Source organism: Kocuria cellulosilytica, from assembly GCF_040981245.1.
Taxonomy (GTDB): Bacteria; Actinomycetota; Actinomycetes; order Actinomycetales; family Micrococcaceae; genus Kocuria; species Kocuria cellulosilytica.
This window is the reverse complement of the sequence record NZ_JAVFWZ010000014.1, coordinates 21941-44824: the sequence shown is the minus strand read 5'-3', so window position 1 is coordinate 44824 and position 22884 is coordinate 21941. Positions and strand designations below refer to the sequence as shown.

General features: G+C 74.8%; 19 protein-coding genes and 1 riboswitch. Of the genes, 8 read left to right on the top strand and 11 right to left on the bottom strand.

What is annotated here, in order from left to right; translation table 11 throughout:
• Positions 1-52: 52 nt before the first annotated feature.
• Both RCG67_RS16120 and RCG67_RS16115 read left to right on the top strand, forming a co-directional pair.
• Positions 53-1168: a fatty acid desaturase family protein gene (locus RCG67_RS16120; RefSeq protein WP_368827734.1), complete on the top strand. Its 1116-nt coding sequence runs from the start codon at positions 53-55 to the stop codon at positions 1166-1168.
• 172 nt (positions 1169-1340) lie between these two features.
• Positions 1341-2903, top strand: coding sequence for an SDR family oxidoreductase (locus tag RCG67_RS16115; protein WP_368827732.1), 1563 nt, complete (start codon positions 1341-1343; stop codon positions 2901-2903).
• Here RCG67_RS16115 and RCG67_RS16110 read toward each other — a convergent pair.
• Positions 2869-3756, bottom strand: coding sequence for a sulfurtransferase (locus RCG67_RS16110; RefSeq protein WP_368827730.1), 888 nt, complete (start codon positions 3754-3756; stop codon positions 2869-2871). The two genes, RCG67_RS16115 and RCG67_RS16110, sit on opposite strands and share 35 nt — an antisense overlap.
• A gap of 80 nt (positions 3757-3836) precedes the next feature.
• On the opposite strand from RCG67_RS16110, the gene RCG67_RS16105 reads away from it, so the two are divergent.
• Positions 3837-5012, top strand: a complete 1176-nt coding sequence (locus RCG67_RS16105) for a tellurite resistance/C4-dicarboxylate transporter family protein (RefSeq protein ID WP_368827729.1) — start codon at positions 3837-3839, stop codon at positions 5010-5012.
• 36 nt (positions 5013-5048) lie between these two features.
• On the opposite strand, the gene RCG67_RS16100 is transcribed toward RCG67_RS16105, so the two are convergent.
• From RCG67_RS16100 to RCG67_RS16090, 3 genes are all read right to left on the bottom strand, one after another.
• Entirely contained in the window at positions 5049-6236 is a 1188-nt protein-coding gene (locus RCG67_RS16100; protein WP_368827728.1) for a cystathionine gamma-synthase, read from the bottom strand.
• 8 nt (positions 6237-6244) lie between these two features.
• Positions 6245-7573, bottom strand: a complete 1329-nt coding sequence (locus tag RCG67_RS16095) for an O-acetylhomoserine aminocarboxypropyltransferase/cysteine synthase family protein (protein WP_368827727.1) — start codon at positions 7571-7573, stop codon at positions 6245-6247.
• Positions 7574-7587: 14 nt separating this feature from the next.
• Positions 7588-7728, bottom strand: a riboswitch (SAM riboswitch).
• Positions 7729-7829: 101 nt separating this feature from the next.
• Positions 7830-8282: an Lrp/AsnC family transcriptional regulator gene (locus RCG67_RS16090; RefSeq protein ID WP_058873184.1), complete on the bottom strand. Its 453-nt coding sequence runs from the start codon at positions 8280-8282 to the stop codon at positions 7830-7832.
• A gap of 243 nt (positions 8283-8525) precedes the next feature.
• Here RCG67_RS16090 and RCG67_RS16085 point away from each other — a divergent pair, with 243 nt between their 5' ends.
• Genes RCG67_RS16085 through RCG67_RS16075 form a run of 3 tightly spaced genes read left to right on the top strand, consistent with a single transcriptional unit; the run spans position 8526 to position 12222 of the window.
• Positions 8526-9701, top strand: coding sequence for a thiamine pyrophosphate-dependent dehydrogenase E1 component subunit alpha (locus RCG67_RS16085; protein ID WP_368827725.1), 1176 nt, complete (start codon positions 8526-8528; stop codon positions 9699-9701).
• Positions 9698-10747, top strand: a complete 1050-nt coding sequence (locus RCG67_RS16080) for an alpha-ketoacid dehydrogenase subunit beta (RefSeq protein WP_058873182.1) — start codon at positions 9698-9700, stop codon at positions 10745-10747. The genes RCG67_RS16085 and RCG67_RS16080 overlap by 4 nt, the downstream gene beginning before the upstream one ends.
• 2 nt (positions 10748-10749) lie before the next feature.
• Positions 10750-12222, top strand: a complete 1473-nt coding sequence (locus RCG67_RS16075) for a dihydrolipoamide acetyltransferase family protein (RefSeq protein ID WP_368827723.1) — start codon at positions 10750-10752, stop codon at positions 12220-12222.
• Positions 12223-12312: 90 nt separating this feature from the next.
• Here RCG67_RS16075 and RCG67_RS16070 read toward each other — a convergent pair whose 3' ends face one another.
• The 3 genes from RCG67_RS16070 to RCG67_RS16060 all read right to left on the bottom strand — a co-directional run bounded on the left by RCG67_RS16070 (position 12313) and on the right by RCG67_RS16060 (position 15205).
• Positions 12313-13566, bottom strand: a complete 1254-nt coding sequence (locus RCG67_RS16070; protein ID WP_368827722.1) for an alpha-hydroxy acid oxidase — start codon at positions 13564-13566, stop codon at positions 12313-12315.
• Between the two features lie 83 nt (positions 13567-13649).
• Positions 13650-13811: a hypothetical protein gene (locus RCG67_RS16065; RefSeq protein WP_157571290.1), complete on the bottom strand. Its 162-nt coding sequence runs from the start codon at positions 13809-13811 to the stop codon at positions 13650-13652.
• 197 nt (positions 13812-14008) lie between these two features.
• A complete protein-coding gene (locus tag RCG67_RS16060; RefSeq protein WP_368827720.1) occupies positions 14009-15205 on the bottom strand; it encodes a glycosyltransferase in 1197 nt (398 codons plus the stop codon).
• Positions 15206-15370: 165 nt separating this feature from the next.
• On the opposite strand from RCG67_RS16060, the gene RCG67_RS16055 reads away from it, so the two are divergent.
• Both RCG67_RS16055 and RCG67_RS16050 read left to right on the top strand, forming a co-directional pair.
• Entirely contained in the window at positions 15371-16237 is an 867-nt protein-coding gene (locus RCG67_RS16055; RefSeq protein ID WP_368827719.1) for a UbiA family prenyltransferase, read from the top strand.
• Positions 16234-17733 carry a phytoene desaturase family protein gene (locus tag RCG67_RS16050; RefSeq protein ID WP_368827718.1) on the top strand — a complete coding sequence of 500 codons (1500 nt, stop codon included), beginning with the start codon at positions 16234-16236 and terminating at the stop codon, positions 17731-17733. Before RCG67_RS16055 ends, RCG67_RS16050 begins: the two co-directional genes overlap by 4 nt.
• On the opposite strand, the gene RCG67_RS16045 is transcribed toward RCG67_RS16050, so the two are convergent.
• From RCG67_RS16045 to RCG67_RS16030, 4 genes are read right to left on the bottom strand one after another with little or no spacing between them, the layout of a single operon-like run.
• Positions 17723-18904, bottom strand: coding sequence for a prenyltransferase (locus RCG67_RS16045; RefSeq protein ID WP_368827716.1), 1182 nt, complete (start codon positions 18902-18904; stop codon positions 17723-17725). The genes RCG67_RS16050 and RCG67_RS16045 overlap by 11 nt on opposite strands.
• Positions 18901-19248, bottom strand: a complete 348-nt coding sequence (locus RCG67_RS16040) for a lycopene cyclase domain-containing protein (protein ID WP_368827715.1) — start codon at positions 19246-19248, stop codon at positions 18901-18903. The genes RCG67_RS16045 and RCG67_RS16040 overlap by 4 nt, the downstream gene beginning before the upstream one ends.
• Positions 19245-21731: a phytoene desaturase family protein gene (gene crtI / locus RCG67_RS16035; protein WP_368827714.1), complete on the bottom strand. Its 2487-nt coding sequence runs from the start codon at positions 21729-21731 to the stop codon at positions 19245-19247. The genes RCG67_RS16040 and crtI overlap by 4 nt, the downstream gene beginning before the upstream one ends.
• Positions 21728-22846: a polyprenyl synthetase family protein gene (locus RCG67_RS16030; protein WP_368827713.1), complete on the bottom strand. Its 1119-nt coding sequence runs from the start codon at positions 22844-22846 to the stop codon at positions 21728-21730. Before RCG67_RS16030 ends, crtI begins: the two co-directional genes overlap by 4 nt.
• Positions 22847-22884 lie beyond the last annotated feature (38 nt).

The window sequence follows — 22884 nt, the reverse complement described above, 5'->3', positions numbered from 1 at the left end:
CCCGACCACTTCCAGCACTCGTTCTCCGACCCCGTTCCGAAGGAGCGACACCATGACGATCGTCACCCCATTCCTGCTCGACTCGGGCCGGCGCGCCGCGGCGCCCAAGCCGTCCACGGCCGCCCACCTCACCGACGCCCAGGTCGAGGAGCTCGGCCGCGAGCTCGACGCGCTCCGCGAGTCCGTGATCGCCAGCCGCGGCGCCGCGGACGCGGCCTACATCCGCCGGGTCATCGCCACGCAGCGCTCCCTCGAGCTGGCCGGGCGCGCCACCCTGCTGTTCGCCAAGCACAAGCCCGCCTGGATCGCGGGCACCGGCATGCTCACCGTGGCCAAGATCCTGGAGAACATGGAGATCGGCCACAACGTGCTGCACGGCCAGTGGGACTGGATGCGCGACCCCGACATCCACTCCACCACCTGGGAGTGGGACTTCGTGACCCCCTCCAAGGCGTGGCAGCACACCCACAACGACCTGCACCACACGTGGACGAACGTCCTCGGCAAGGACCGCGACGTCGGGTACAACGTCTTCCGCGTGGACGAGGGCCAGCCCTGGCAGTGGTGGAACCTCGGCAACCCGCTCTACAACGCGCTGCTCGCCCCCGTGTTCGAGTTCGGCATCGCCATCTACGACCTCGAGTTCGACCAGGTGCGGGAGGGCACGAAGTCGAAGGCCGACCTCAAGCAGGGGCTCAAGGCCCTGGGCGCCAAGTTCCTCAAGCAGGTCGCCAAGGACTACGTGGCCACGCCCGCCGCCGCGAAGCTCACCGGCTCCGGGAAGCAGGCGCTGGCCGCGACCGTGACCGCCAACGCCGCCCGCAACATCTGGGCGCACGCCGTGATCTTCTGCGGCCACTTCCCCGAGGGCGTGGACACGTTCACCGAGGAGCAGATCGAGGGCGAGACCCGCGGGGACTGGTACCTGCGGCAGATGCTCGGCTCGGCCAACATCTCCGGGTCCAAGCTGATGCACCTGATGACCGGCAACCTGTCCTTCCAGATCGAGCACCACCTGTTCCCGGACCTGCCCTCCAACCGCTACGCCGAGGTCGCCGTGAAGGTCCGGGAGATCTGCGAGCGCTACGGGCTGCCGTACACGACCGGGCCGCTGCCCAAGCAGGTCGGCTCCTACTGGGCGAAGATCTTCCGCCTGGCCCTGCCCTGACCCGTTCCTGCGGAAGGCCCTCCGAACGGCCGCGGTGCTCCGGCACCGCGGCCGTTCCGCGTGCCGGGCACGCTCCCGGGGCGCGTGCCGGACGCGCTCCCGCACGGGACGCGCACCGGGGAGCTGTCGGGCCGCGTTGGTAGGCTCGCGGGACCCGCACGAAAGGCAGGCCATGAGCTCTCCCCAGCGCGTCCTCATCACCGGTGCCACCGGCTACGTCGGAGGGCGCCTGGCGCCCCGGATGCTCGAGGCGGGGCACACGGTGCGCGTCGCCGTCCGCTCCCCCGGCAAGCTGCGCGCCGTGCCGTGGCGGGACCAGGTGGAGGTCGCCGAGACGGACCTCAACGACCTCGACGGGATGACCGCCGCGTGCCAGGACGTCCACACCCTGTACTACCTCGTGCACTCCATGGGCGGTTCCCGCCAGTTCGAGGAGGAGGAGGCCGGGATGGCCCGGACCGTGGCCCGGGCCGCGGAGCGTGCCGGGGTGCGCCGCATCGTCTACCTCTCGGGCCTGCACCCCCGGGGCGTGGAGCTGTCCCAGCACATGCGCTCGCGGGTCCGGGTCGGCGAGATCCTGCTCGAGGGCTCCGTCCCGGCGGTGGTCCTCCAGGCCGGGACGGTGATCGGCTCGGGCTCGGCGTCCTTCGAGATGATCCGCCACCTCGGCGACACCCTCCCGATCATGCCCGCGCCGTCCTGGGTGACCAACAGCATCGAGCCGATCGCGGTCCGCGACGTGCTGTACTACCTCCTCCACGCGATGGACCTGCCGGAGGGGCTCAACCGCACCTTCGACATCGGCTCCCGCGACGTCATGACCTACGCCGACGCCATGCGCCGCTACGCGCGGGTCGCCGGTCTGCGCCGGCGGGTGGTCTTCCACCTGCCCCTCCCGGCGCCCCGGCTGTCGGGGTTCTGGGTGGGCATGGTCACCCCGATCCCCCTGGCCCTGGCCGTGCCGCTCGTGCAGTCGCTGCAGCACGACGCGGTGTCGGACGAGCACGACATCGACGACTACATCCCCCAGCCCCCGGAGGGCCTGGCCGGCTACCGCCGCGCCGTGGCCCTCGCGCTGAAGAAGATCGAGGACAACTCCGTGGAGACCACGTGGGACGTCCACTACAGCTCCTCCGAGGCGGCCGCCGACCCGCTGCCCTCGGACCCGGACTGGGCGGGTCGCACGGTGTTCGTGGACGAGCGCAGCCGCACGGGCCCGGCCCGGCCCGACCAGGTGTGGCGGGTCATCGAGTCCATCGGCGGGCGCAACGGCTGGTACTCGCTGCCCCTCGCGTGGCAGGTCCGCGGCCTCATGGACAAGCTCGTGGGCGGGGCCGGCCTGAACCGCGGCCGCCGCGACGCCACCGACCTCCAGGTGGGCGAGTACGTGGACTGGTGGCGCGTCGAGGAGCTGGAGGAGGGGCACAGGCTGCTCCTGCACGCCGAGATGCGCGCCCCCGGCCGCGCGTGGCTGGAGCTGTCCGTGGAGCCCGAGGGCGAGGGCAGCCGGTACATGCAGCGGGCCATCTTCTTCCCCCGGGGCCTGCCCGGGCGGCTCTACTGGTGGGGGGTGTGGCCCTTCCACGGGTTCATCTTCCCGTCCATGGCGCGCAACATCCTCGCCGCCGCCGCCGCGCTGGACGGCCCCGGGACCGGGAGGGCCGGGCAGGCCGACCCGGCGGGGCGGAGCGCCGGGCCGGTCACCCCGGCGGGGGAGGTCCCGGCCGGGGGCTGAGCGTCTCCGGGCCCACCACGGGCCGGGGGCCGGGCCGGCCCCACTCGCTCCACGAGCCGTCGTAGACCGCGACGTCCTCGCGGCCGGCCAGGTGGGCGCCGAGGGCGAGCACGCAGGCGGTGATCCCCGAGCCGCAGCTGGTGACGATGCGCCGTGCCCCGGGCGCGGCGGCCTCGATCCGCTCCCGCAGCCGCGGCAGCGGCAGCAGCCGCCCCTGCGCGTCCTGCAGCTCGGTGTACGGCAGGCTGACCGCCCCCGGCATGTGCCCCGGGCGCAGGCCCGGCCGCGGTTCGGGCTCGGTGCCCGCGAACCGGCCCGCGGAGCGGGCGTCCAGGACGACGGCGCCCGGATCGTCCAGGGCGCGGGCGACGTCCTCCGCCCCGACGAAGCGGCCCGGCCGCGGCGCGAGCTCGACGTCGCCGGGCTCGGCCGGCGGCGCGGCGTGCGCCCCGGTGGGCCGCCCCTCGGCGACCCACGCCGGGAGGCCGCCGTCGAGGACGGCGACCCGTTCGAAGCCCGCGGACCGGAGCAGCCACCAGACCCGGGCGGAGGCGAAGATCCCCTTGCCGTCGTAGGCGACGACCGTGCTGGTGCGCGAGATGCCGAGGTCCCGCGCCGCCGCCGTGAGCTGGGCCGCCGGCGGCGCCGTGTGCGGCAGGTCCGAGGCCGGGTCCGAGAAGGGCCCGTCCAGGTCCAGGAGCAGGGCCCCGGGCAGGGCCTCACCGGTCCGGTTGAGCGTGGAGCTCGCGTCCACCAGCACGAGCCGGGGGTCGTCGAGGTGCCCGGCCAGCCACTCCGTGCTCACCACGGGACCGGGCAGCTCGAGCGGGGCGTCGTCGTGCGGGGTGCTCATGGGCCCCAGGCTAGCGCCGCGGCGACCACCGCACGAGGCGGGCGCCCCGGGCCTCCGCCGGCGCCCGGTAGCCTGGCCGGGTGTCCGGGACTCTTCGACAGCGCGTCCGCGACGGCGTCCGCGGCCTGGCGCCGGGCTACTTCGCCCTCGTCATGGCCAGCGGCATCCTCTCGGTGGGCCTGCAGCTGCAGGGCTTCCCCGTGCTCTCCGTGGTGCTGCTCGCCGTGTGCGCGGGCGGCTGGGCCGTGCTGTGCCTGCTGACCGTCTGGCGGTTCGCCGCCTTCCGGCGGGAGCTGCTCGTCGAGTTCCTCGACCCCCGGCGCGCCTTCGGCTTCTTCACCTTCGTGGCGGGCACCAACGTGCTGGCGGCACGGCTGGCGACGACGGGCTGGCACGGCGCCACGGCCGTGCTCCTGGGCCTGGCCGGAGCCGTCTGGCTGGTCCTGGGCTACGTGGTGCCCTGGACGGCCGTGCTCTCCCGGCGCACCCGGCCGGTGGTCAGCACGGCCAACGGCACGTGGTTCATCTGGGTGGTGGCCAGCCAGTCCGTGGCCGTGGCCGCCGCGGCCCTGGACCCCGTGGTGGCCGACGGCACCGCCCGGCACGCGCTGTCCGTCGTCGCGGTCGTCTGCTGGTCCGTGGGGCTGTTCCTCTACGCGTCCGCGGGCGTGCTGGTGACCCTGCGCATGATGCTGTACCGGCTGCGGCCGGTCGACCTGACCCCGCCCTACTGGGTGGCGATGGGGGCGTGCGCCATCACCGTGCTCGCGGCCTCCCGGATCGTGGAGATGTCCGACACCCCCATGGTCGCGGTGGTCCGCGGGCTCGTCGCCGGCCTGGGCGTGGTGTTCTGGGCGTTCGCCACGTGGTTGATCCCGGCCCTGGTGGCCGCGGGGTGGTGGCGCCACCGCGTGCACCGGGTCCCGCTGCGCTACGAGTCCTCGCTGTGGAGCGTGGTCTTCCCGCTGGGCATGTACGCCGTGGCCAGCATCTACCTGGGCCGGGCGGACGGCCTGCCGATCGTGGGGCTGGTCGGGGCCGCCTGGCTGTGGGTGGCCCTGGGCGCCTGGGCGGTCGTGTTCACCGCGATGCTCGTGCACCTGGTCCGGCGGCTGCTCCTCGGCCGGCAGGTCCCCGCCCCGGTCTGGCCGGACCCGGCCGACGGCCCGGACACCACGGGCAGTCCCGGCCCGGCCGACGGCGCGGACACCACCGGCAGTCCCGATCCGGCCGGCAGGCCCGACACCGCCCGCTGAGCGCGGGCCCGGCCGGGGACCGGCGGAGCACCCCGGTCAGGCGGTGAGGGCCCGCTCGAGGTCCTCGAGCTGGTCCTCGACGTCCTCGATGCCCACCGAGAGCCGCACGAGGTCCACGGGCACGGCCAGCGCGGTGCCCCGCACGGAGGCGTGCGTCATCTCGGAGGGATAGCAGACCAGGGACTCCACCCCGCCCAGGCTCACGGACAGCGAGTACAGCCGGGTGCCCTCCGCCACCGCCCGGGCCGCGGCCTCCCCGCCGGCGAGCCGGAAGGAGACCATGCCGCCGAACCCGCGCATCTGCGCGGCGGCGAGCGCGTGCCCGGGGTGCTCGGGCAGCCCGGGGTAGAGCACCTGCGCGACCTCCGGGCGCTCCAGCAGCCACTCGGCCATCCGCTGCGCGTTGTGCTGGTGGCGCTCCATCCGCAGGCTCAGGGTCTTGAGCCCGCGGGCCGCCAGGTAGCTGTCCTGGGGACCGGCCACGGCGCCGGCGGCGAACTGCTGGAAGCCGACCGTCTCCGCGAGCGGGACCCCGCGCCACTCGGCCGCCCCGACGACCACGGCGCCGCCGAGCACGTCGGAGTGCCCGCCGATGTACTTGGTGGTCGAGTGCACCACCGCGTGCGCGCCGAGCTCGAGGGGGTTCTGCAGGTACGGGGACGCGAAGGTGTTGTCGACGACGAGCAGCGCCCCGGCCTCCTCGGCCAGCCGCGCCCAGGCCGCGACGTCGGCGATGCCGAGCAGCGGGTTGGACGGCGTCTCGAGCCACAGCACCCGGGTGCTGCCGGGCCGCACGGCCGCGCGGACGGCATCGAGGTCGGTGCTGTCCACGGGCGTGGAGGCGATGTCCCACGGGGCGAGGACCCTGGTGATCAGCCGGTTGGTGCCGCCGTAGCCGTCGGCGCCGAGCACGATGTGGTCGCCGGGGCGCAGCACCGCGCGCAGCAGGGCGTCCTCGGCGGCGATCCCCGAGGCGAACGCGAAGCCGCGCTCCCCCCGCTCCAGGGCCGCGAGCTGCTCCTCGAAGCCGCTGCGGGTGGGGTTGGAGCCGCGGCTGTACTCGTGGCCGGCGCGCAGCACGTTGATCCCGTCCTGGGCGAACGTGGAGGTCTGGTAGATCGGCGGGATGACCGCCCCGGTCAGGGGGTCCGGCTCCTGCCCGGCGTGGACGGCGGTGGTCGTGAAGCCCCGGTGGCGGGTGCGGGCGTCGGTGGGGGGCGTCATGGCAGGGCTCACTTCCGGGTGGTCTGGACGGTGCTGACGACGGTGTCGAGGGCCTGGTCGAGGTCGGCGACGAGGTCCTGCGGGGACTCGAGGCCGACCGACAGCCGGATCGTGGTCCCGGCGATCCCCCCGGCCCGGCGCTGCTCGGGGGTCAGGCGGCAGTGCGTCATGGCCGCGGGGTGGGCCACGAGGCTGCGGGTGTCCCCCACGTTGGCGACCAGCTTGAACAGCCGCAGCGCGTCGATGAAGGGGCCCACGGCGGCGTCCGGGGCGGCGAGGTCGAAGGAGAACACGGAGCCGGTCCCGCGCGGGAAGTCCCGGGCCGCGATCCCGGCGCCGGGGTCCCCGGGCACGCCGGGGTGGTGGACGCGGGCGACGGCGGGGTGCCCGGCCAGGAACTCGGCCACCGCCAGGGCCGAGGCCGTGTGGCGGGCCACGCGCAGGTCGAGGGTCTCGGTGCCCTGCAGGATCTGCCCGGCGTTGAACGGGGAGAGCGTGGTGCCGAGGTCGTGCACGTACTTGGCGCGGACCAGGTGCAGGTAGGGGGCGGCCCCGGCGCACTTCTCGACGAGGCTGAGCCCGCCCCAGCGGGCGCGGGCCTGCGTGAACTGCGGCCACTTCTCCGGCCGCGCGGACCAGTCGAAGGTCCCGCCGTCCACGACCGCCCCGGCCAGCGCGTTGCCGTGCCCGCCCAGGAACTTGGTGGCCGAGTGCACCACGATGTCGGCGCCCTTCTCGAGCGGCCGGTACAGGGCCGGGGACGCGAGGGTGTTGTCGACGACGACGGGCACCCCGGCGGCCCGGGCGACGTCGGCGATGCCGGGCAGGTCCGGGAGGGTGGCCAGCGGATTGCCGATGGACTCCAGCAGGAACGCCCGGGTGTCGGGGCGCACGGCCGCGGCCCACGCCCCCGGGGCGGTGGGGTCCACGAAGGAGACCTCGATGCCGCAGTCCGCGAAGGTGTCGGTGAGCAGGTCCACGGTCCCGCCGTAGAGCTTCTCCGAGGCCACGAGGTGCTTGCCGGCGCCCTGCCCGAGCAGCGCGAGCAGCGCGACGGCCACCGCGGACTGCCCGGAGCCGGTGGCCACCGCGCCCGCGCCGCCCTCGAGGTCGCTGATCCGCTGCTCGAGCACCGCCACCGTGGGATTGCCGGTGCGCGTGTAGGTGAAGCCCGGCCGGGTCTGGGCGAACATCTGCCGGGCCGCCTCGTAGTCGGGGAACTCGAACGCCGCGGTCTGGTAGATCGGCACCGTCAGGGTGCGCTGGGCGACCTCGCCGTGGGTGCCCGCGTGGATCTGCCGGGTCGCGAGGTCGTGGTCGGTCACGGGGATGGACATGGCGCTGCTCCTGTGCCTTGCTCTTACCCGCACCGGACGGCCGCGGTCCCCGGTGGGGGCACGGAGGATGCAGGCCGCTTCTTCATCCGAACCACCCAATGAGCATGGGGTTGGTGCGTGACCCAGTCGGAGCTTCGCGGTCACGTCTCGTGAAGCTGGAACAACACTATGCGCAGAGGTAGTGACTGTCCCTCCGCGACCGAAGATGACGACCGTGACGGAACATGACGCCGGCGGTGCGCGCCGGGCCCGCGGCTCAGGCCCGGGTGTCGATGTCCTCGAAGATCAGGAACGTCTGGGTGTCCACCACCCCGGGCAGCTGCTGGATGTGCTCGAAGATCACCTGCCGCAGGTGCACGGTGTCCACGGCCCGCACGAGGAGCATGACGTCGAAGTTCCCGCCCACCAGGGCGATGTGGTGCACGGCGGGGATCGCCCGCAGCTGGGCGCACAGCTCCCGCCAGGTGTTCTGCTGGAGCTTGAGCGTCACATAGGCGGAGGCCTGCAGCCCCGCCCGCACCGGGTCGATCACGGTGCTGAAGCTCAGGATCACGCCCTCGTCCCGCAGCCGGTTGATCCGGGCGTAGGCGTGGGCGCGGGAGACGTGCACGGCCGCGGCGATCGCGGTGACCGACTGCCTCGCGTCCCGGGACAGCTCCGCGAGGATCTTCCGGTCGGTCTCGTCCAGGGACACGGGGGTCGAGGGCACGGCGGGCTCCTTCGGGGTGGGTGGGTCGCGGGGTCCGTCAGCGCGCCGGACGAATGCGTGTGCTCCACGCCACACTAGAACATTTCGTCCACACTGTCTGCGCTGTCTGTCTCAGTCTTCTGCACTTTCCGGCCTCTCTGGATACGAAGCATGTCCAGTTCGCATACTGGGGAGACAGAGTTGCACCAGCCTTCCTGCCTCCCCGGGCCCGTGCGCGGACCGGGGACCGACCGAGGGGACACCATGAGCCAGACCGTCGAGACCCCCGAGGACCCGATCCTCCGGGCCTCCCAGACCTTCGGCATCACGCCGGAGCAGTACATGCTCCCGGCCCGCGGCGAGATCCGCATGGTCGATCCGAGCGGGCGGCTGCTCGCCCCCGAGGAGCAGGGCACCGGCCCCGGCCACGAGTACCCGCTGCCCGACCGGGACGTGCTGCTGGACGCCTACGAGAAGCTGGTGGTGGGCCGGCGGGTCAACGACCAGAACTCCGCGCTGGTCCGGCAGGGCCGCATGGCCGTCTACCCGTCCAGCCACGGCCAGGAGGCCTGCCAGGTGGCGGCCGCCCTGTGCCTCGAGGAGGGCGACTGGCTGTTCCCCACCTACCGGGACACCGTGGCGGTCATGACCAAGGGCGTGGACCCCCTGCAGGTCATGGCGATCTTCCGCGGCGAGTGGCACGGCGGCTACGACCCGTACGAGCACTGCGTGGGCATCCAGTCCACGCCGCTGACCACCCAGCTGCTGCACGCGGTGGGCGTGGCCCACGCCGCGAAGCTGCGCGGCGAGGACACCGTGGTCCTGGCGATGTGCGGGGACGGCGCCACCAGCGAGGGCGACTTCCACGAGGCCCTGAACTTCGCGGCCGTGTTCAAGCTGCCGGTCGTGTTCTTCGTGCAGAACAACGGCTACGCGATCTCGGTGCCCCTGTCCCAGCAGTCCGCGGCCCCCAGCCTCGCGCACAAGGCGGTCGGCTACGGCATGGCCGGCGAGCGCGTGGACGGCAACGACCTCGTGGCGCTGCTCGCCACGCTGCGCCGCGCCGTGGACCTGGCGCGCTCCGAGTCCGAGCCGCTCCTCGTCGAGGCGCACACCTACCGCATGCAGGCGCACACCAACGCCGACGACGCCACGCGCTACCGCGACGACGCCGAGGTGCAGGAGTGGATCGCCAAGGACCCGGTCACCCGGATGCGGGCCTGGCTCGGCGCCGAGGGCGTGCTGGACGACGCGGCCGAGCAGCGCATCGCCGCGGCCGCCGAGGACGTCGCCACGACGCTGCGCGACGGCATGAACGCCGACGTGGAGATCGACCCGCTCGAGCTGTTCCGCCACGTCTACACCGAGCAGACCCCGCAGCTCGCCGAGCAGGAGCAGTTCCTGGCCGCCGAGCTCGCCCGAGAGGAGACCGGACAGTGAGCACCCTCGAAGCCCCCGCGCCGTCCGGCGAGGCCCCGGCGGTCAAGCCGGCCACCTTCGCCCAGGCGCTCAACACCGCCCTGGCGGACGCCCTGGCCGCCGACGACGGCGTCGTCGTCTTCGGCGAGGACGTCGGCACCCTCGGCGGCGTCTTCCGCATCACCGACGGGCTGACGCAGCGCTTCGGCCGCACCCGCTGCTTCGACACCCCGCTGGCCGAGTCCGGGATCGCCGGCATGGCCGTGGGCATGGCGATGAACCGCATGCGCCCCGTGATCGAGATGCAGTTCGACGCCTTCGCCTACCCCGCCTTCGAGCAGGTCGCCTCGCACATCGCGAAGATGCACAACCGCACCCGCGGCGCCGTGCGCCTGCCCATCGTCATCCGCATCCCCTACGCCGGGGGCATCGGCGGCGTGGAGCACCACTGCGACTCCTCCGAGGCCTACTACGCCCACACCCCGGGCCTGAAGGTCTTCACCCCCGCCACGGTCGAGGACGCCTACCTCATGCTGCGCGAGGCGATCGACTCCGACGACCCCGTCGTGTTCTTCGAGCCCAAGAAGCTCTACTGGTCCAAGGCGCCCGTGGACCTGGCCGAGCTGAGGGACCGCTACGAGAACCGGGCCCCCGAGCGCCGGGAGGGCCGCGCCGTGGTCGCCCGCGCCGGCGAGGACGCCACGCTCCTGGCCTACGGGCCGTCCGTGCCGACCGCCCTGGCGGCCGCGGCGACCGCCGCCGCCGAGGGCCGCTCGCTCGAGGTCGTGGACCTGCGCAGCATCGTCCCGTTCGACGACGAGACGGTCGCCGCGTCGGTGCGCAGGACCGGGCGCGTGGTGGTCGTGGCCGAGGCGCCGGGCTTCGCGTCCGTGGCGGCCGAGATCGTGGCCCGCGTCCAGGAGCGCTGCTTCCACTCCCTGGCCGCGCCCGTGCGCCGCGTGACCGGGTTCGACATCCCGTACCCGGCGCCCAAGCTCGAGGAGCACTACCTGCCGAGCGTCGACCGCATCCTCGACGCCGTGGACGACCTGCAGTGGGAGGACTGACCATGACCGTGAAGACGTTCACCCTGCCGGATCTCGGCGAGGGACTGACCGAGGCCGAGCTCGTGAGCTGGCTCGTCCGGGTGGGCGACACCGTCGCCGTGGACCAGCCGATCGCCGAGGTGGAGACCGCCAAGTCCGCCGTGGAGGTGCCGTGCCCCTTCGCGGGGACCGTGCACCAGCTGCACGGCGACTCCGGGCAGACCCTCGACGTGGGGGCACCGCTGATCTCCGTGGACACCGGGGACCGGGACGGGACCCCCGCCCCGCAGGGCGGCGGCCCCAAGGGCGGGCAGTCCTACCGGGAGGAGGAGCGCGCCGGGGCGGACCCCGCGGCGGCCGCCGGGGCCTCCGACGACGACGCCGGGTCGGGCAGCGTGCTCATCGGCTACGGCACGCCGGCCGGCGGCGCGGCCGGGCGCCGGCGCCGGCCGAAGCGGGCCGGGTCCGCGGGCGGGCCGGCCGCCGCGGCGCAGGGAGCGGCGCAGGCCGCGGCCGCGGACGCCGCCCACGACGCGATGGCCTCGGCCCCGCGGCTGGCGCCCACGGTCGTCTCGCCGATCGTGCGCAAGCTCGCCAAGGACCGCGGGATCGACATCTCCACCGTGCGCGGCTCCGGACCCGGCGGTCTCGTCCTGCGCCGCGACGTCGTGGCCGCGGCGGACGCCGCCGCGGAGCCGGCCCCGCAGGGGACCGCCGCCCCGTCGTCGCCGGCGCCCACCCCGGAACGCTCCGCCCAGGAGCCCTCCGCCGTGGACGCCCGCACGGGGCTGGGGGTCGCCGAGCGGCTGCCGGTCACCGGGATCCGCAAGGCCATCGGGCAGGCCATGACCCGTTCCCGCAGCGAGATCCCCGAGGCCACCGTCTGGGTGGACGTGGACGCCACGAAGCTCGTGGAGCTGCGCGCCGAGCTCAAGGCGCAGGACCCCGAGCGGGCCCCGGGGCTCATGGCCCTGATCGCGCGGTTCGTGCTCGCCGGACTGGCCCGCCACCCCGAGCTCGCCACCCGGATCGAGACCCTCGAGGACGGCAGCCAGCAGATCGTGCGCTTCGACGGCGTGAACCTGGGCTTCGCGGCGCAGACCGACCGCGGGCTCGTGGTGCCGAACATCCGCGGCGCGCACGCCCTCAGCGCCCGCGGCCTGGACGCCGAGCTCCGGCGGCTCACCGAGCTCGCGCGCTCCGGGAAGGCCGGCCCCGCCGAGCTGTCCGGCTCCACGTTCACGCTCAACAACTACGGGGTGTTCGGCACGGACGGGGCCGCGGCGATCATCAACCACCCGGAGGTCGCGATCCTGGGGATCGGCCGGATCATCGACCGCCCGTGGGTGGTCGACGGGCAGCTGGCCGTCCGCAAGGTCACCCAGCTCTCCCTCGCGTTCGACCACCGGGTGTGCGACGGCGGCGCCGCCGGCGGCTTCCTGCGCATGGTGGCCGACGCCGTGGAGAACCCGCTCTCGGTGCTCGCAGACCTCTGATCCCCGGGAGCGCCGGAGCACTCCGGGCGGCGGGAGGCCGCCGTCCGGGCGCTCCGGCCGACGGCCTCCCCGTCCGCGAGGGGGATGTGCTCAGCGCTGGTCGGCGGGCGCGTCCCGGCGGGCGAGGTCGGGGTGGCGGCGGGTGCCGAGCAGGTGCGGGCCCAGGTCGGCGACCGTCGCGGCGCCCATCAGCTGCATGCTGATCCGGATCTCCTCCGCCAGCAGCTCGACGGCCCGCTCCACGCCCTGCTGCCCGCCGGCCATCAGCCCGTAGAGGTAGGCCCGGCCGATGAGCACGAAGTCCGCGCCGGCGCACAGGGCGGCGAGCACGTCGGCACCGCTCATGATCCCGGAGTCCAGGATCAGCTCGACGTCCTGGCCCACCTCGTCCCGCACCTCGGGCAGCGCGTGCAGCGAGGCGGGGGCGCGGTCGAGCTGCCGGCCGCCGTGGTTGGAGACGACCAGCCCGTCGGCCCCGGCGGCCAGGGACTGCCGGGCGTCGTCGCGGGTCAGCACGCCTTTCACGAACAGCTTTCCCGGCCACTCGCAGCGGATCCACTCGAGGTCCTCGTAGGACAGGGTCGGGTCGAACATCGAGTTCGTGATGGTGGGCAGGTCGGCGCTCGTGCTCGAGAGGGACGCGAACTTCAGGGAGTCCGTGGTCAGGAAGTTGAACCACCACTCGGGCCGGCGGGCGGCGTCGGCCACCGTCCGCAGCGTGAGCCTCGGCGGGATGACCATGCCGTTGCGCACGTCCCGCAGCCGCTGGCCCGCCACCGGGGTGTCCACGGTGACGAGCAGGGTCCCGTAGCCGTGGGCCGCGGCGCGCGCCAGCAGGTCCCGGGAGCGGGCCCGGTCCTTCCACAGGTACAGCTGGAACCAGCGGGTCGCGTCCGGGGCGGCCGCGGCGACCTCCTCGAGCGACCGGGTGCCCATGGTGGACAGGGTGAAGGGGATGCCGGCCTGCTCCGCCGCGCGGACTCCCCCGATCTCCCCCTCCGAGTGCATGAACCGGGTGAAGCCGGTCGGCGCGATCCCGAACGGCAGCGCGGACCGGGTCCCGGCGATCGGCGCGGACAGGTCCGGGGCGGCGATGCCGTGCAGGATCCGGGGCAGCAGCTCGACCGCGTCGAACGCCTCCCGCGAGCGCCGCCGGGTCAGTTCGCGCTGGGCGGCGCCGTCCGTGTAGTCGAACGCCGGGCGCGGGGTGCGGCGGCGGGCGATCCGGCGCAGGTCCCAGAGGTCCGCGGCCCCGGCCAGCCGGGCCGCGCGGCGGTCGAGGGCGGGGGCCTCGAACTGCAGGAGCGGGCGCAGCTCGGACCACTGGGGCAGACGCCGTTCCATGGCGGACCTCCTGACGGGCGGGGTGCTCCCGACCACCCTACGACGGAGGGTCCCCGGCCCCGCGCCTCGGGGCGGGGCGCCGCTCAGTCGGTCTCGGGGCCCGCGCAGTACGGGCAGTTCTGCTCGACGTCGGTCCACCCGTGCTGCCCGTCGCGGCGGTCCCGGGACGGCGTCGCGGCCTCCGTGCCCACGGCCGGGAGCGAGGAGGTCGGGGTGGAGCGGGGCGGGAGCAGATCGACGGTCATGGTGCGGTCCTCCTGGAGGGTGCTGCCGGGCGGGGCGTCGCCCGGTCCTTCCAGTATCGGGGGCCGCACCCGTGCGGAACAGCGATGTTTTCCGACGCTGATCCGTCAGCCGCGCTGACGGGTCCGTGCGCGGTCTCCGGGCCGGTCGCGGGGTCCCGGTCCCCTGCCCGGAGGGCGCGCGCCGCCCGCGGCCCGGCTCAGAGCCCGGTGAGGACGTCGAGGGCGGTCCGCAGCCCCTGCTCCGCCCGCACCGCGCGTCCCACGCGCTGCGCCCGTTCCCGGCGGGCGAGGGCGTCGCCCACCGCGGGGACCAGGGTCTCCGCGCTCAGCCTCCGGTGCGGGATCGGAGCGGCGGCGACCCCGAGCCGGTGCAGCTGCCGGCCCCAGAAGGGCTGGTCGACGAGGAAGGGCACCACCACGGAGGGGATCCCCGCGCGGGCCACCGTGTGCGCGGTCCCGGCCCCGCCGTGGTGGACCGCCAACGCGGCGTCCGGGAGCAGGGCGTCCAGGGGCGCGCCCGGCACCACGAGCACGTCGTCGCCGCGGCGGTCCTCCGGCAGGGCCAGCCCGCCCCAGCCCGTGACCAGGAGGGTCCGCAGGCCGTGGGCCCGCGCGCTGTCCACGACCGCCCGTCCCCGCGCGGACGGGTCGCCGGCCGCCATGGAGCCGAAGGTCGCCACCAGGCACGGCCCGCCCCGGACGAACCCGGTCACCGCGGGATCCGGGGCGGCGCCCGCACCGGCGTGCCAGGCGCCGGTCAGGTGCACCGTGGCCGGCCAGTCGGCGGGTCGCGGGAGCAGCTGCGGGCTGATCCCCATGAGGGTGGCGCGGGACGCCGAGGCGGGGGCGAGCGCCCGGCCGCCGGGCAGCTGCCGGCAGGCGCGCTCGACGTCCCGGCGGAACAGCCGTGCGCCGCTGCGGGGGACCGCGTAGGTGGTCCGGTTGAACCGCCCGAGGTCCTTCGAGACCGTGGGCCCGCCGGGGGCGGAGAACTCCCGGGTGGGGGTCGCCACGGGCACGAACTCGGCCAGCACCCGGGGGACGCCGAGGGCGTCCGCGACGGCCGGCGCCGTGAGGACCAGCGGGTGGTGCAGGACCAGGCCGGGGTCGAACGCGAGGGTCTCCCGCACGGCCGCGGAGAACATCCTCCGCATCCCGGGGCGGACCTCCGCGCGGACGTGGCGCACCGCCGCCCGCGGTGAGGTCCCGGGGGCGGCCATCAGCCGGTGGAAGTCCACGTCCAGGCTCACGGTGTCGATCCCGGTGAGGTCGACCCCGCTGTTCTCCGGGACCCCCAGCCGGACGCGGTGCCCCTGCGCCGCGGCGTAGCGGGCCAGGGCCGCGAACGGCTCCACGTCGCCGCGGGTTCCGGAGGTCAGCAGCATCATGCGCATCGCTCCAGTCTGCCCCGCGCACCGGACGGAGCACGAGCCGGCCGTCCGCCGCGCCTGCTCCCGCGGGCCGGCCCGGCCCCTGCCCCCCGCCGGCCCCGGAACCCACGTAGTCTGGAGGCACCCGGGGGCTCCCCGGTCATCTGTCGTCCGAGGAGAGCCGCCGCCGTGACCCAGGCAGGATCCGCCCCCGCCGTGCAGCGGATCGTGCACATCGCCCGGCCGGTGCTCTGGGTCAACACCCTGGGCCCCGGCGTGGTGGGGATGTGGCTCGCCGGGTCGCTGTGGCAGTGGGAGGCGCTGCCGCTCCTGCTGTGGCTCACCCTCCCGTTCAACCTGCTGATCTACGGCGTCAACGACGTCTTCGACCAGGACACCGACGCCCTCAACCCGCGCAAGGGCTCGCTCGAGGGGGCGCTGATCGACTCCTCCGAGGTGCGCACGATCTGGACCGCGGTGCTCGTCACCAACGTGCCGTTCCTCGTCTGGTTCGCCGTCGCCCTGCCCCCGGCCGCACTGGCCTGGATCGCGCTGTACGTCCTGGTCTTCGTGCTCTACTCGGCCCCGCCCGTGCGCTTCAAGGCCCGGCCCTTCCTGGACTCGCTGAGCAACGCCGCCTACGCCCTGCCCCTGGTCTTCCTCCCCCTCGCCCTCGGGCAGGCCCCCGTGTGGTCCGCCGCGCTGGGCCTGATGGCCTGGAGCGTGGCCAAGCACGCCTTCGACGCCGTCCAGGACATCGAGGAGGACCGCGCGGTGGCCATCACGACCACGGCCGTCCGGCTCGGCCCGCGCGGGACGGGCCTGTGGAGCGGTGGCTGGTGGGCCGTGTCCACGCTGTGCTTCGCGCTGATCAGCCTCCCGGTGGCCGCGGTCAACGCCCTCATCGCCGGGTGGCTCGTGGTGTCCCTCCTGCGGGACCCGCGGCCCGGGACCGGGCACCGGCTGTACCGGCACTCCATCGCCTTCCCCTACGTCGCCGGCGCCGTGGCCGGGGTGCAGCTGACGGTGGCGCTGTACCTGGGGCTGTACCCGTGAGCCGCGTCGTCGTCGTCGGCGGCGGCCTCGGCGGCCTGACCTCGGCCGCCCTGCTCGGCCACGCCGGTCACCAGGTCACCCTGCTCGAGGCCGCCGACCGGCTCGGGGGCAAGAGCCGCCGCATCGAGGCCGCCGGCCAGCGCATGGACACCGGGCCGTCCCTGTTCACCTTCCCGGGCGTGTGGGAGGAGCTCCTCCGCCGCCTGGACCGGCTGCGGGACGCCGCCGCGCCGGCGGGGGACCGCGGGCCGAGGGCCGCGGAGACGGCCGGGCTCGAGCTGGAGCGCCTGCCCGAGGTCGGCACGTACTACTACCGCGGCGACCGGTGCGCGCTGCCCGTCCCGCCCGGGCACCCCTGGCACGCGGCATGGGTCCGCTTCGAGGCCGAGCACGGGCCGCTCGGCCCGGACATCACCCGGCTGCTGACCACGGAGGTGCTGGACCCGGCGGCCCGTCCCGCGCTGGGCCGGCTCGGGAGCCTCTACGGGCGGCGGCTCACGACCCGCAGCTACCTCGACAGCCTCACCTGGATGCCGGAGGGCCTGCGCGAGGTCATCGCCATCCACACCCTCAACGCCGGGGTCGGCCCGGCGCGCACCCCGGCCCTGTACGCGAGCATGCCCGCCGTGATGGCCCGCGACGGGGTCTGGATCCCCCGGGGCGGCGTGCACGAGCTCGTCGAGGCCCTGCGGCGGCTGGCGGTGGCGTCCGGCGTGGAGATCCGCATCGGTGAACCCGTGACCTCGGTCGCCCGCGGCCGGGTCCGCACGGAGCGGGGCACGTACCCGGCCGACGCCGTGGTCGGCGGGCTGGACGCCCACCGGCTGGACGGGCTGCTCGCCGGGCACGCTCCCCGGGTGCCGCGCCGGCTCAGCTGCTCGGCGATCGGGATCTACGCGGTGCTCGGCGCCGGGCTGCCCGAGGGGACGCCCCGGCACGGCGTCGTCCTGCCCGACCGCCCGGCCGATCTCTACGCCGACCTGGAGGCGGGGACCGAGCCCGAGCAGACCATGGCGTTCGCGAACTACTACCCGGCGCACGGGGTCTACCCCAACAGCGCCCCCACGCTCGCCGTGCTGCTCACCGCACCGGCCAACGGGAAGTCGTACACCCTCGAGGACCCGTTCGTCGTGCGGGAGCTCGAGCGCACCGCCCGGGTGCTCGGGCTGCCCGGACGGCTTCCGGACCGCTTCCGGAGCACGGAGGTCCTCGATCCCGCCCACTTCGCCGCGCACGGCTCGGCGGGCGGCGCGCTGTACGGGGCGGTGCACCCGGCCTGGCGCAGCGGCCCGCTGCACGCGCCGTCCTACACGAGCCCCCTGCGGCCGTGGCTGTGGCGGGTGGGGGCCTCCGTCCACCCGGGCGGCGGGCTGCCGGCGGTGCTGGGCGGGGCCATGGTCTCGACCGACAAGCTGCTGCGGCGCCTGCAGCGGGGCCGGGGTCCCGGTCCCGTCCGCGGCCCCCGGCCCGGGCGGCGGGAACCGGTCACGGGCTGAGCTCCCACGCCCAGAGCAGCAGCATCGTCACGAGGAACCCGGTGACGTAGTTGAGCGACAGGAACCGGCGCCAGCCCCGGTTGGCGCGTTCGCAGCCGGCGTCCGTGATGGACAGGAACGGCACGAGGTTGGCGAGGTAGGGCAGCACCAGGAAGGACGCCACCGGCCCGGGCCAGGGGGTGAGCAGCAGGAGCACCCCGGCCGCGAGGTAGAACGCCGCGGCGGCCCACACCGTGCGGCGGGCGCCCAGGACCGTCGCGATCGAGCGCAGCCCGCCCTCCCGGTCCGCCCGGACGTCCTGGACGGCCCCGAACGCCTGCGAGGCCATCGACCAGAGGAAGAACGCGGCGCACAGGGCCACGAGACCCGGTGACCGGTCCGCCCCGGCGAGCACGAGGCCGTAGACCGCCGGGGACACGAAGTGCGTGGCGGAGGTCGCCGAGTCCAGGAACGGGACCTCCTTGAAGCGCAGCCCCTTGACGCTGTAGGCGACCACCGCGAAGAGGCTGACCACCAGCACCCCCGCCGCGGCGGCGCCGCCCGCCAGGAACAGGTAGGCCAGGAAGGGCAGGGCCACCAGCACCGAGCCCACGAGGATCATCCGGTGCTCGGACCGGTCCACGAGCGCGCCCTCGACGCCGCCCTTGCGGGGGTTGCGGAGGTCGGACTCGTAGTCGAAGACGTCGTTGATCCCGTACATCAGCAGGTTGTACGGGAAGAGGAAGAACAGCGTCCCCACCACGAGGGGCAGGTCCACCCGGCCGGTGGTCATGGCGTAGGCCGCCGCGAAGGGGTAGGCGGTGTTGACCCAGGAGACCGGCCGGGAGGTGGCCACGAGGGTGCGCACGGTGGCGGCGAGCCGCCCCCGCTCGGCCAGCCCCCACCACAGCGAGGGCAGCAGCAGCAGCGCGGCGAGCGGGTACGCGAAGTCCTCGACCGGCACCAGACCGATCCGCAGCTCCGTGATGTGCCCGGCCCCGTAGTCGAAGAACCCGGCGGCGATCATGAGGTTGTCGAAGACCACCGTGAGCACCGCGAGCACCGCGAAGGAGATCCCGAGCACGGCCAGGGCCCGGCGCCGGGGAGGTGCCGGGGAGGGCCTGCGGACCAGCAGGGTGGCCGGGGTCAGGGCGAGCGCGAGGAAGACGGGGATGACGAGGGCGTAGGTCACGGGGCCTCCGCCTCTCCGCGGGCCCGGGCGGAGCGGCGTGCCAGCGCCTTCTCCGTGAGCCGGACCAGGTTCATGGTCAGGTAGCAGAGGAACACGAGGAACACGACCTCCTCGACGGGGATCTGCGGGGCGACCATCCAGCCGGTCGCCCACGCGCTCCGGCTGTGCAGGAAGATCCCGAGGCTGATCCCGGCGACGTCCCAGGCGAGGAAGAACACCAGCCCCGCGAGCAGCACGAGCGCCGCCCGGCGGGGGTCCTGGGCGAAGAACAGCCGCTCGCGCACGTCGAGGAGCACCATCCCGGCCAGGCTGAACAGCAGGAAGCCGAGGTACACGAAGCTCATCCGCGCGGCACCAGGGGTTCTGCCAGGGGGCCGGTGGAGGTGTCCCCGCGCAGGTCCTTGAGCAGGATCTCCGCGCTGATCAAGCACATCGGCAGGCCGATGCCGGGGATGGTCGAGGCCCCGCAGTAGTGCAGGCCCGCGACCTTCCGGCTGCGGTTGGCGCCCCGGAAGAACGCGGACTGCCTGAGCACGTGGGCGGGGCCCAGCACGTTGCCGCGCCAGGAGTTGAAGTCCCGGCGGAAGTCCTCGGGGCCCACGGTGTGGCGCACCACGACGCGCTCCCGCAGGTCCGGCACGCCGGCCCACGCCGCGATCTGGTCGATCACGCGGTCCGCGACGGCCTCGACCTGCGCGGAGCCGGTGCCGTCCGGCCCGCCTGTCCCCAGGGCGGGGTCGGCGGGGACCGGGATCAGCACGAAGAGGTTCTCGTGCCCGCCGGGCGCCGCTGCGGGGTCGGTCGCCGAGGGCTTGCAGACGTAGACGGACGCGGGGTCCGGCACGCTCGTGGGCTCCTCGAAGATCGCCCGGAAGTTCGCGTCCCAGTCCTCGCTGAAGAACAGGCTGTGGTGCGGCAGCTCGGGCAGCTCCCCGCGCACCCCGAGCATCACGAGCACCGCGCCGGGGCCGGTCTGGCGCCGGTCCCAGTACCGCTGCGGGTAGCTCTGCAGCTCGCGCGGGAGCAGCGCGGTCTCGGTGTGGTGCAGGTCCGCGGCCGAGACGACCACGTCCGCCGCGAGCTCGTGCTCGGCCCCGTCCGCGTCCCGCCACACGACGCCGGTGGCCCGGACCGGCCCGTCGGCGGCCGGGGAGGTGCTGATCCGCAGCACGTCCGCCCCCGTCCGGATCCGCGCGCCGTGGGCGAGGGCGAGCCCCTCCACGGCCTCGACGAGCCGGCGGAACCCGCCCTGCGGGTACTGGACGGAGTCCGTGAGGTCCATGTGGCTCATGAGGTGGTACAGGGACGGCGTCATCCGCGGCGCGCTGGCCAGGAAGACGGCCGGGTACCCCAGCACCTGCCGCAGCCGCGTGTCCTGCACGGTCCGGGCGGCGAGGTCGTGCAGGGACCCGGTGAGGTGGCGGGCGAGCTCCGGCAGGCCCCGCACCACCGGCCCGGTGAGCAGCGGCGTGAACGAGGCGTAGGAGGTGTAGAGGAAGTGGTCGACGGCGAGCTCGTAGGTCCGCTTCGCCGAGGCCAGGTACGCGCGGATCCGCCCGCCCGCCCCGGGCTCCACGGACTCGAACAGCGCCACGGTGTCCTCGAGGTCCGAGCGGATGTCGATCGGCCGCTCGTAGCGCTCGCCCCAGACCCGGTACGCGGGGTCCAGCCGGACGAGCTCGAGCTCCTCGGCGGCGCTGGAGCCCATGAGCCGGAAGAAGTGGTCGAAGACCTCCGGCATGAGGTACCAGGAGGGCCCGGTGTCGAAGCGGAAGCCGTCCCGCTCGAGCAGCCCGGCGCGCCCGCCGGTCGTGCTCCCGCGCTCCAGGACGGTCACGTCCCAGCCGTCCTTGGCGAGCAGGCCCGCGGCGGCCAGCCCGGCGATCCCCGCGCCCACCACCACGGCACGGCGTCCCCGGGGCGCGGGGGCGCGACGCCGGGCGCGCGCCCGGAGCACGGCGGCCGCGGCGAGCCCGGCCTTGCGCGGGTTCGGCACGCGGATGCGGGAGCTCAGCAGCTCCCGGGCAGGGGTGGCGCGGATCCGCACGGACAGCTCCCGGAACAGGTCGTGGGCGGCGAGGACGGCGGCGCGGGACGACCGGGGGAGGTCGTCGATGACCACCCGGGCGGCCGCGAGGTCGGCGTCGATGTCGTCGAGGAGGCGGTTCTTCTCGGCCTCGGAGAACTCGCCGGGCTCCACGCCGGGGAAGTACACGCGGCCGAGCTCGCCGTAGTCCTCCGCCAGGTCGCGCAGGAAGTTGACCTTCTGGAACGCCGCCCCCAGCCGCCGGGCCCCCGCCACGAGCTGCGCCCGGCGCTGCTCGGGCACGGGGCGCCCGGCCAGGAACACCTGCAGGCACATCAGCCCCACGACCTCGGCCGAGCCGTACACGTACTCGTCGAGGGAGTCGGCGCTGTGCCGGTCCGCGCTGAGGTCGGCGCGCATCGACGCGAAGAACGGGCGCACGAGCTCGGGACCGATCCCGGCCCGGCGGGCCGCGCGGGCGAAGGCGTGCACCACGAGGTTGCTGCTGAAGCCCCGCTCGATCGCGCCGTACGTCTCCGCCTCGAGGGCGTCCAGGAGCTCCCGCGACCCGCGGGGCGGGACGCCGGCGCCGGCGCTCGCGCCGTCGACGATCTCGTCGGCGATCCGCACCAGCGCGTAGACGGCGTAGACGTCCGGGCGGATCTCCGGGCCCAGCAGGCGGCAGGCGAGCCCGAAGGACGTGGAGTAGCGGCGGATGACGGTCGCGGCCGCCTGCTGGGCGGTGTCGTCGTAGCGGGCGGCGGCCTCGGCCGGCGACCCGGTGTGCTGGGCGGCGGTCACCGGATGCGCTCCGTGGCCCCGGCGACGATGCGCCGCAGGTCTCGCTCGAGGGACGCGGGCAGCCCCGCGGCGTCGAGCAGGGCCCGGGCCTCGTCCGCGCACTCGGTGACCATGGCCTCGACCTCCTGCCGCGCCCCGCACCCCTCGAGCAGCTCCCGGGCCCGCAGCGCCTGCTCCCCGCTGATCTCGTGGCGGCCCAGGATCGCGTCGAGCTCCTCGCCGGCGGGCGTGCACAGGGCCGCGGCGACGAGCATGGTCCGTTTGCCCTCCCGCAGGTCGCTGAGCACGGACTTGCCCGTGGCCTCCGGGTCCCCGAAGACCCCGAGCAGGTCGTCCACGAGCTGGTAGGCGGTGCCCACGGTCCGGCCCAGGCGGCCGAGCACCTCCACGTCCCCGGCGGGGGCCCCGCCGAGCACTCCCCCGGCCTGCAGGGGGGTCTCGAAGGAGTAGACCGCCGTCTTCAGGCACGTGGCCGCGAGGACCTGCTCGCGGCCTGGGCGGGCCCCGGGCAGCGCGTGGTCCACGTCGAGCAGCTCGCCCGCGGCCGAGGAGAACAGGGCGGCGTCGAGCAGGTCGAGGAGGCGGGGCAGCCGTTCGGGCGAGAGCCCGGAACGGGCCACGAGCCGGTACGCGCCGGCCAGGGCGAGGTCCCCGGCGATGACGCCCACGCTCGCGCCGTACTGGCGCGCCTGGTCCTGCCCCGAGCCCGACGCGAACGCGCGGGTGGCGGCGGCGGCGTTGATCGTGGGCTGGTGCCGGCGCTGCTCGTCCTGGTCGATGACGTCGTCGTGGACGATGAGGGCGGTGTGCAGCAGCTCGAAGGCCGCGCCGACGGCCTCGACCACGGGCTCCGGCTCGGGCGCGGGATAGGCGCCGGCCGCGAGACGGACCAGGTGCGGGCGGATCCGCTTGCCCCCGGAGCTGAGCCGGGCGACCTCGCCCCACAGCCGGGCGAAGCCGGGGTCCACGGCCTCCGCGCGACCGGTGGCCTCGGCCAGGAACTCCTCCAGGACGGGGACCGGGGCGGGTTCCCCGCCGCCGCCGTGCCCGGTCCGTGTCCCGGTGCCCTGCCGGGCGCTCGGAAAGGCCGATTCGCGCGAGAAGACCGTCACCATTCCCCCATTCCACCACAGTCCTTCGAAAATCGAATCAA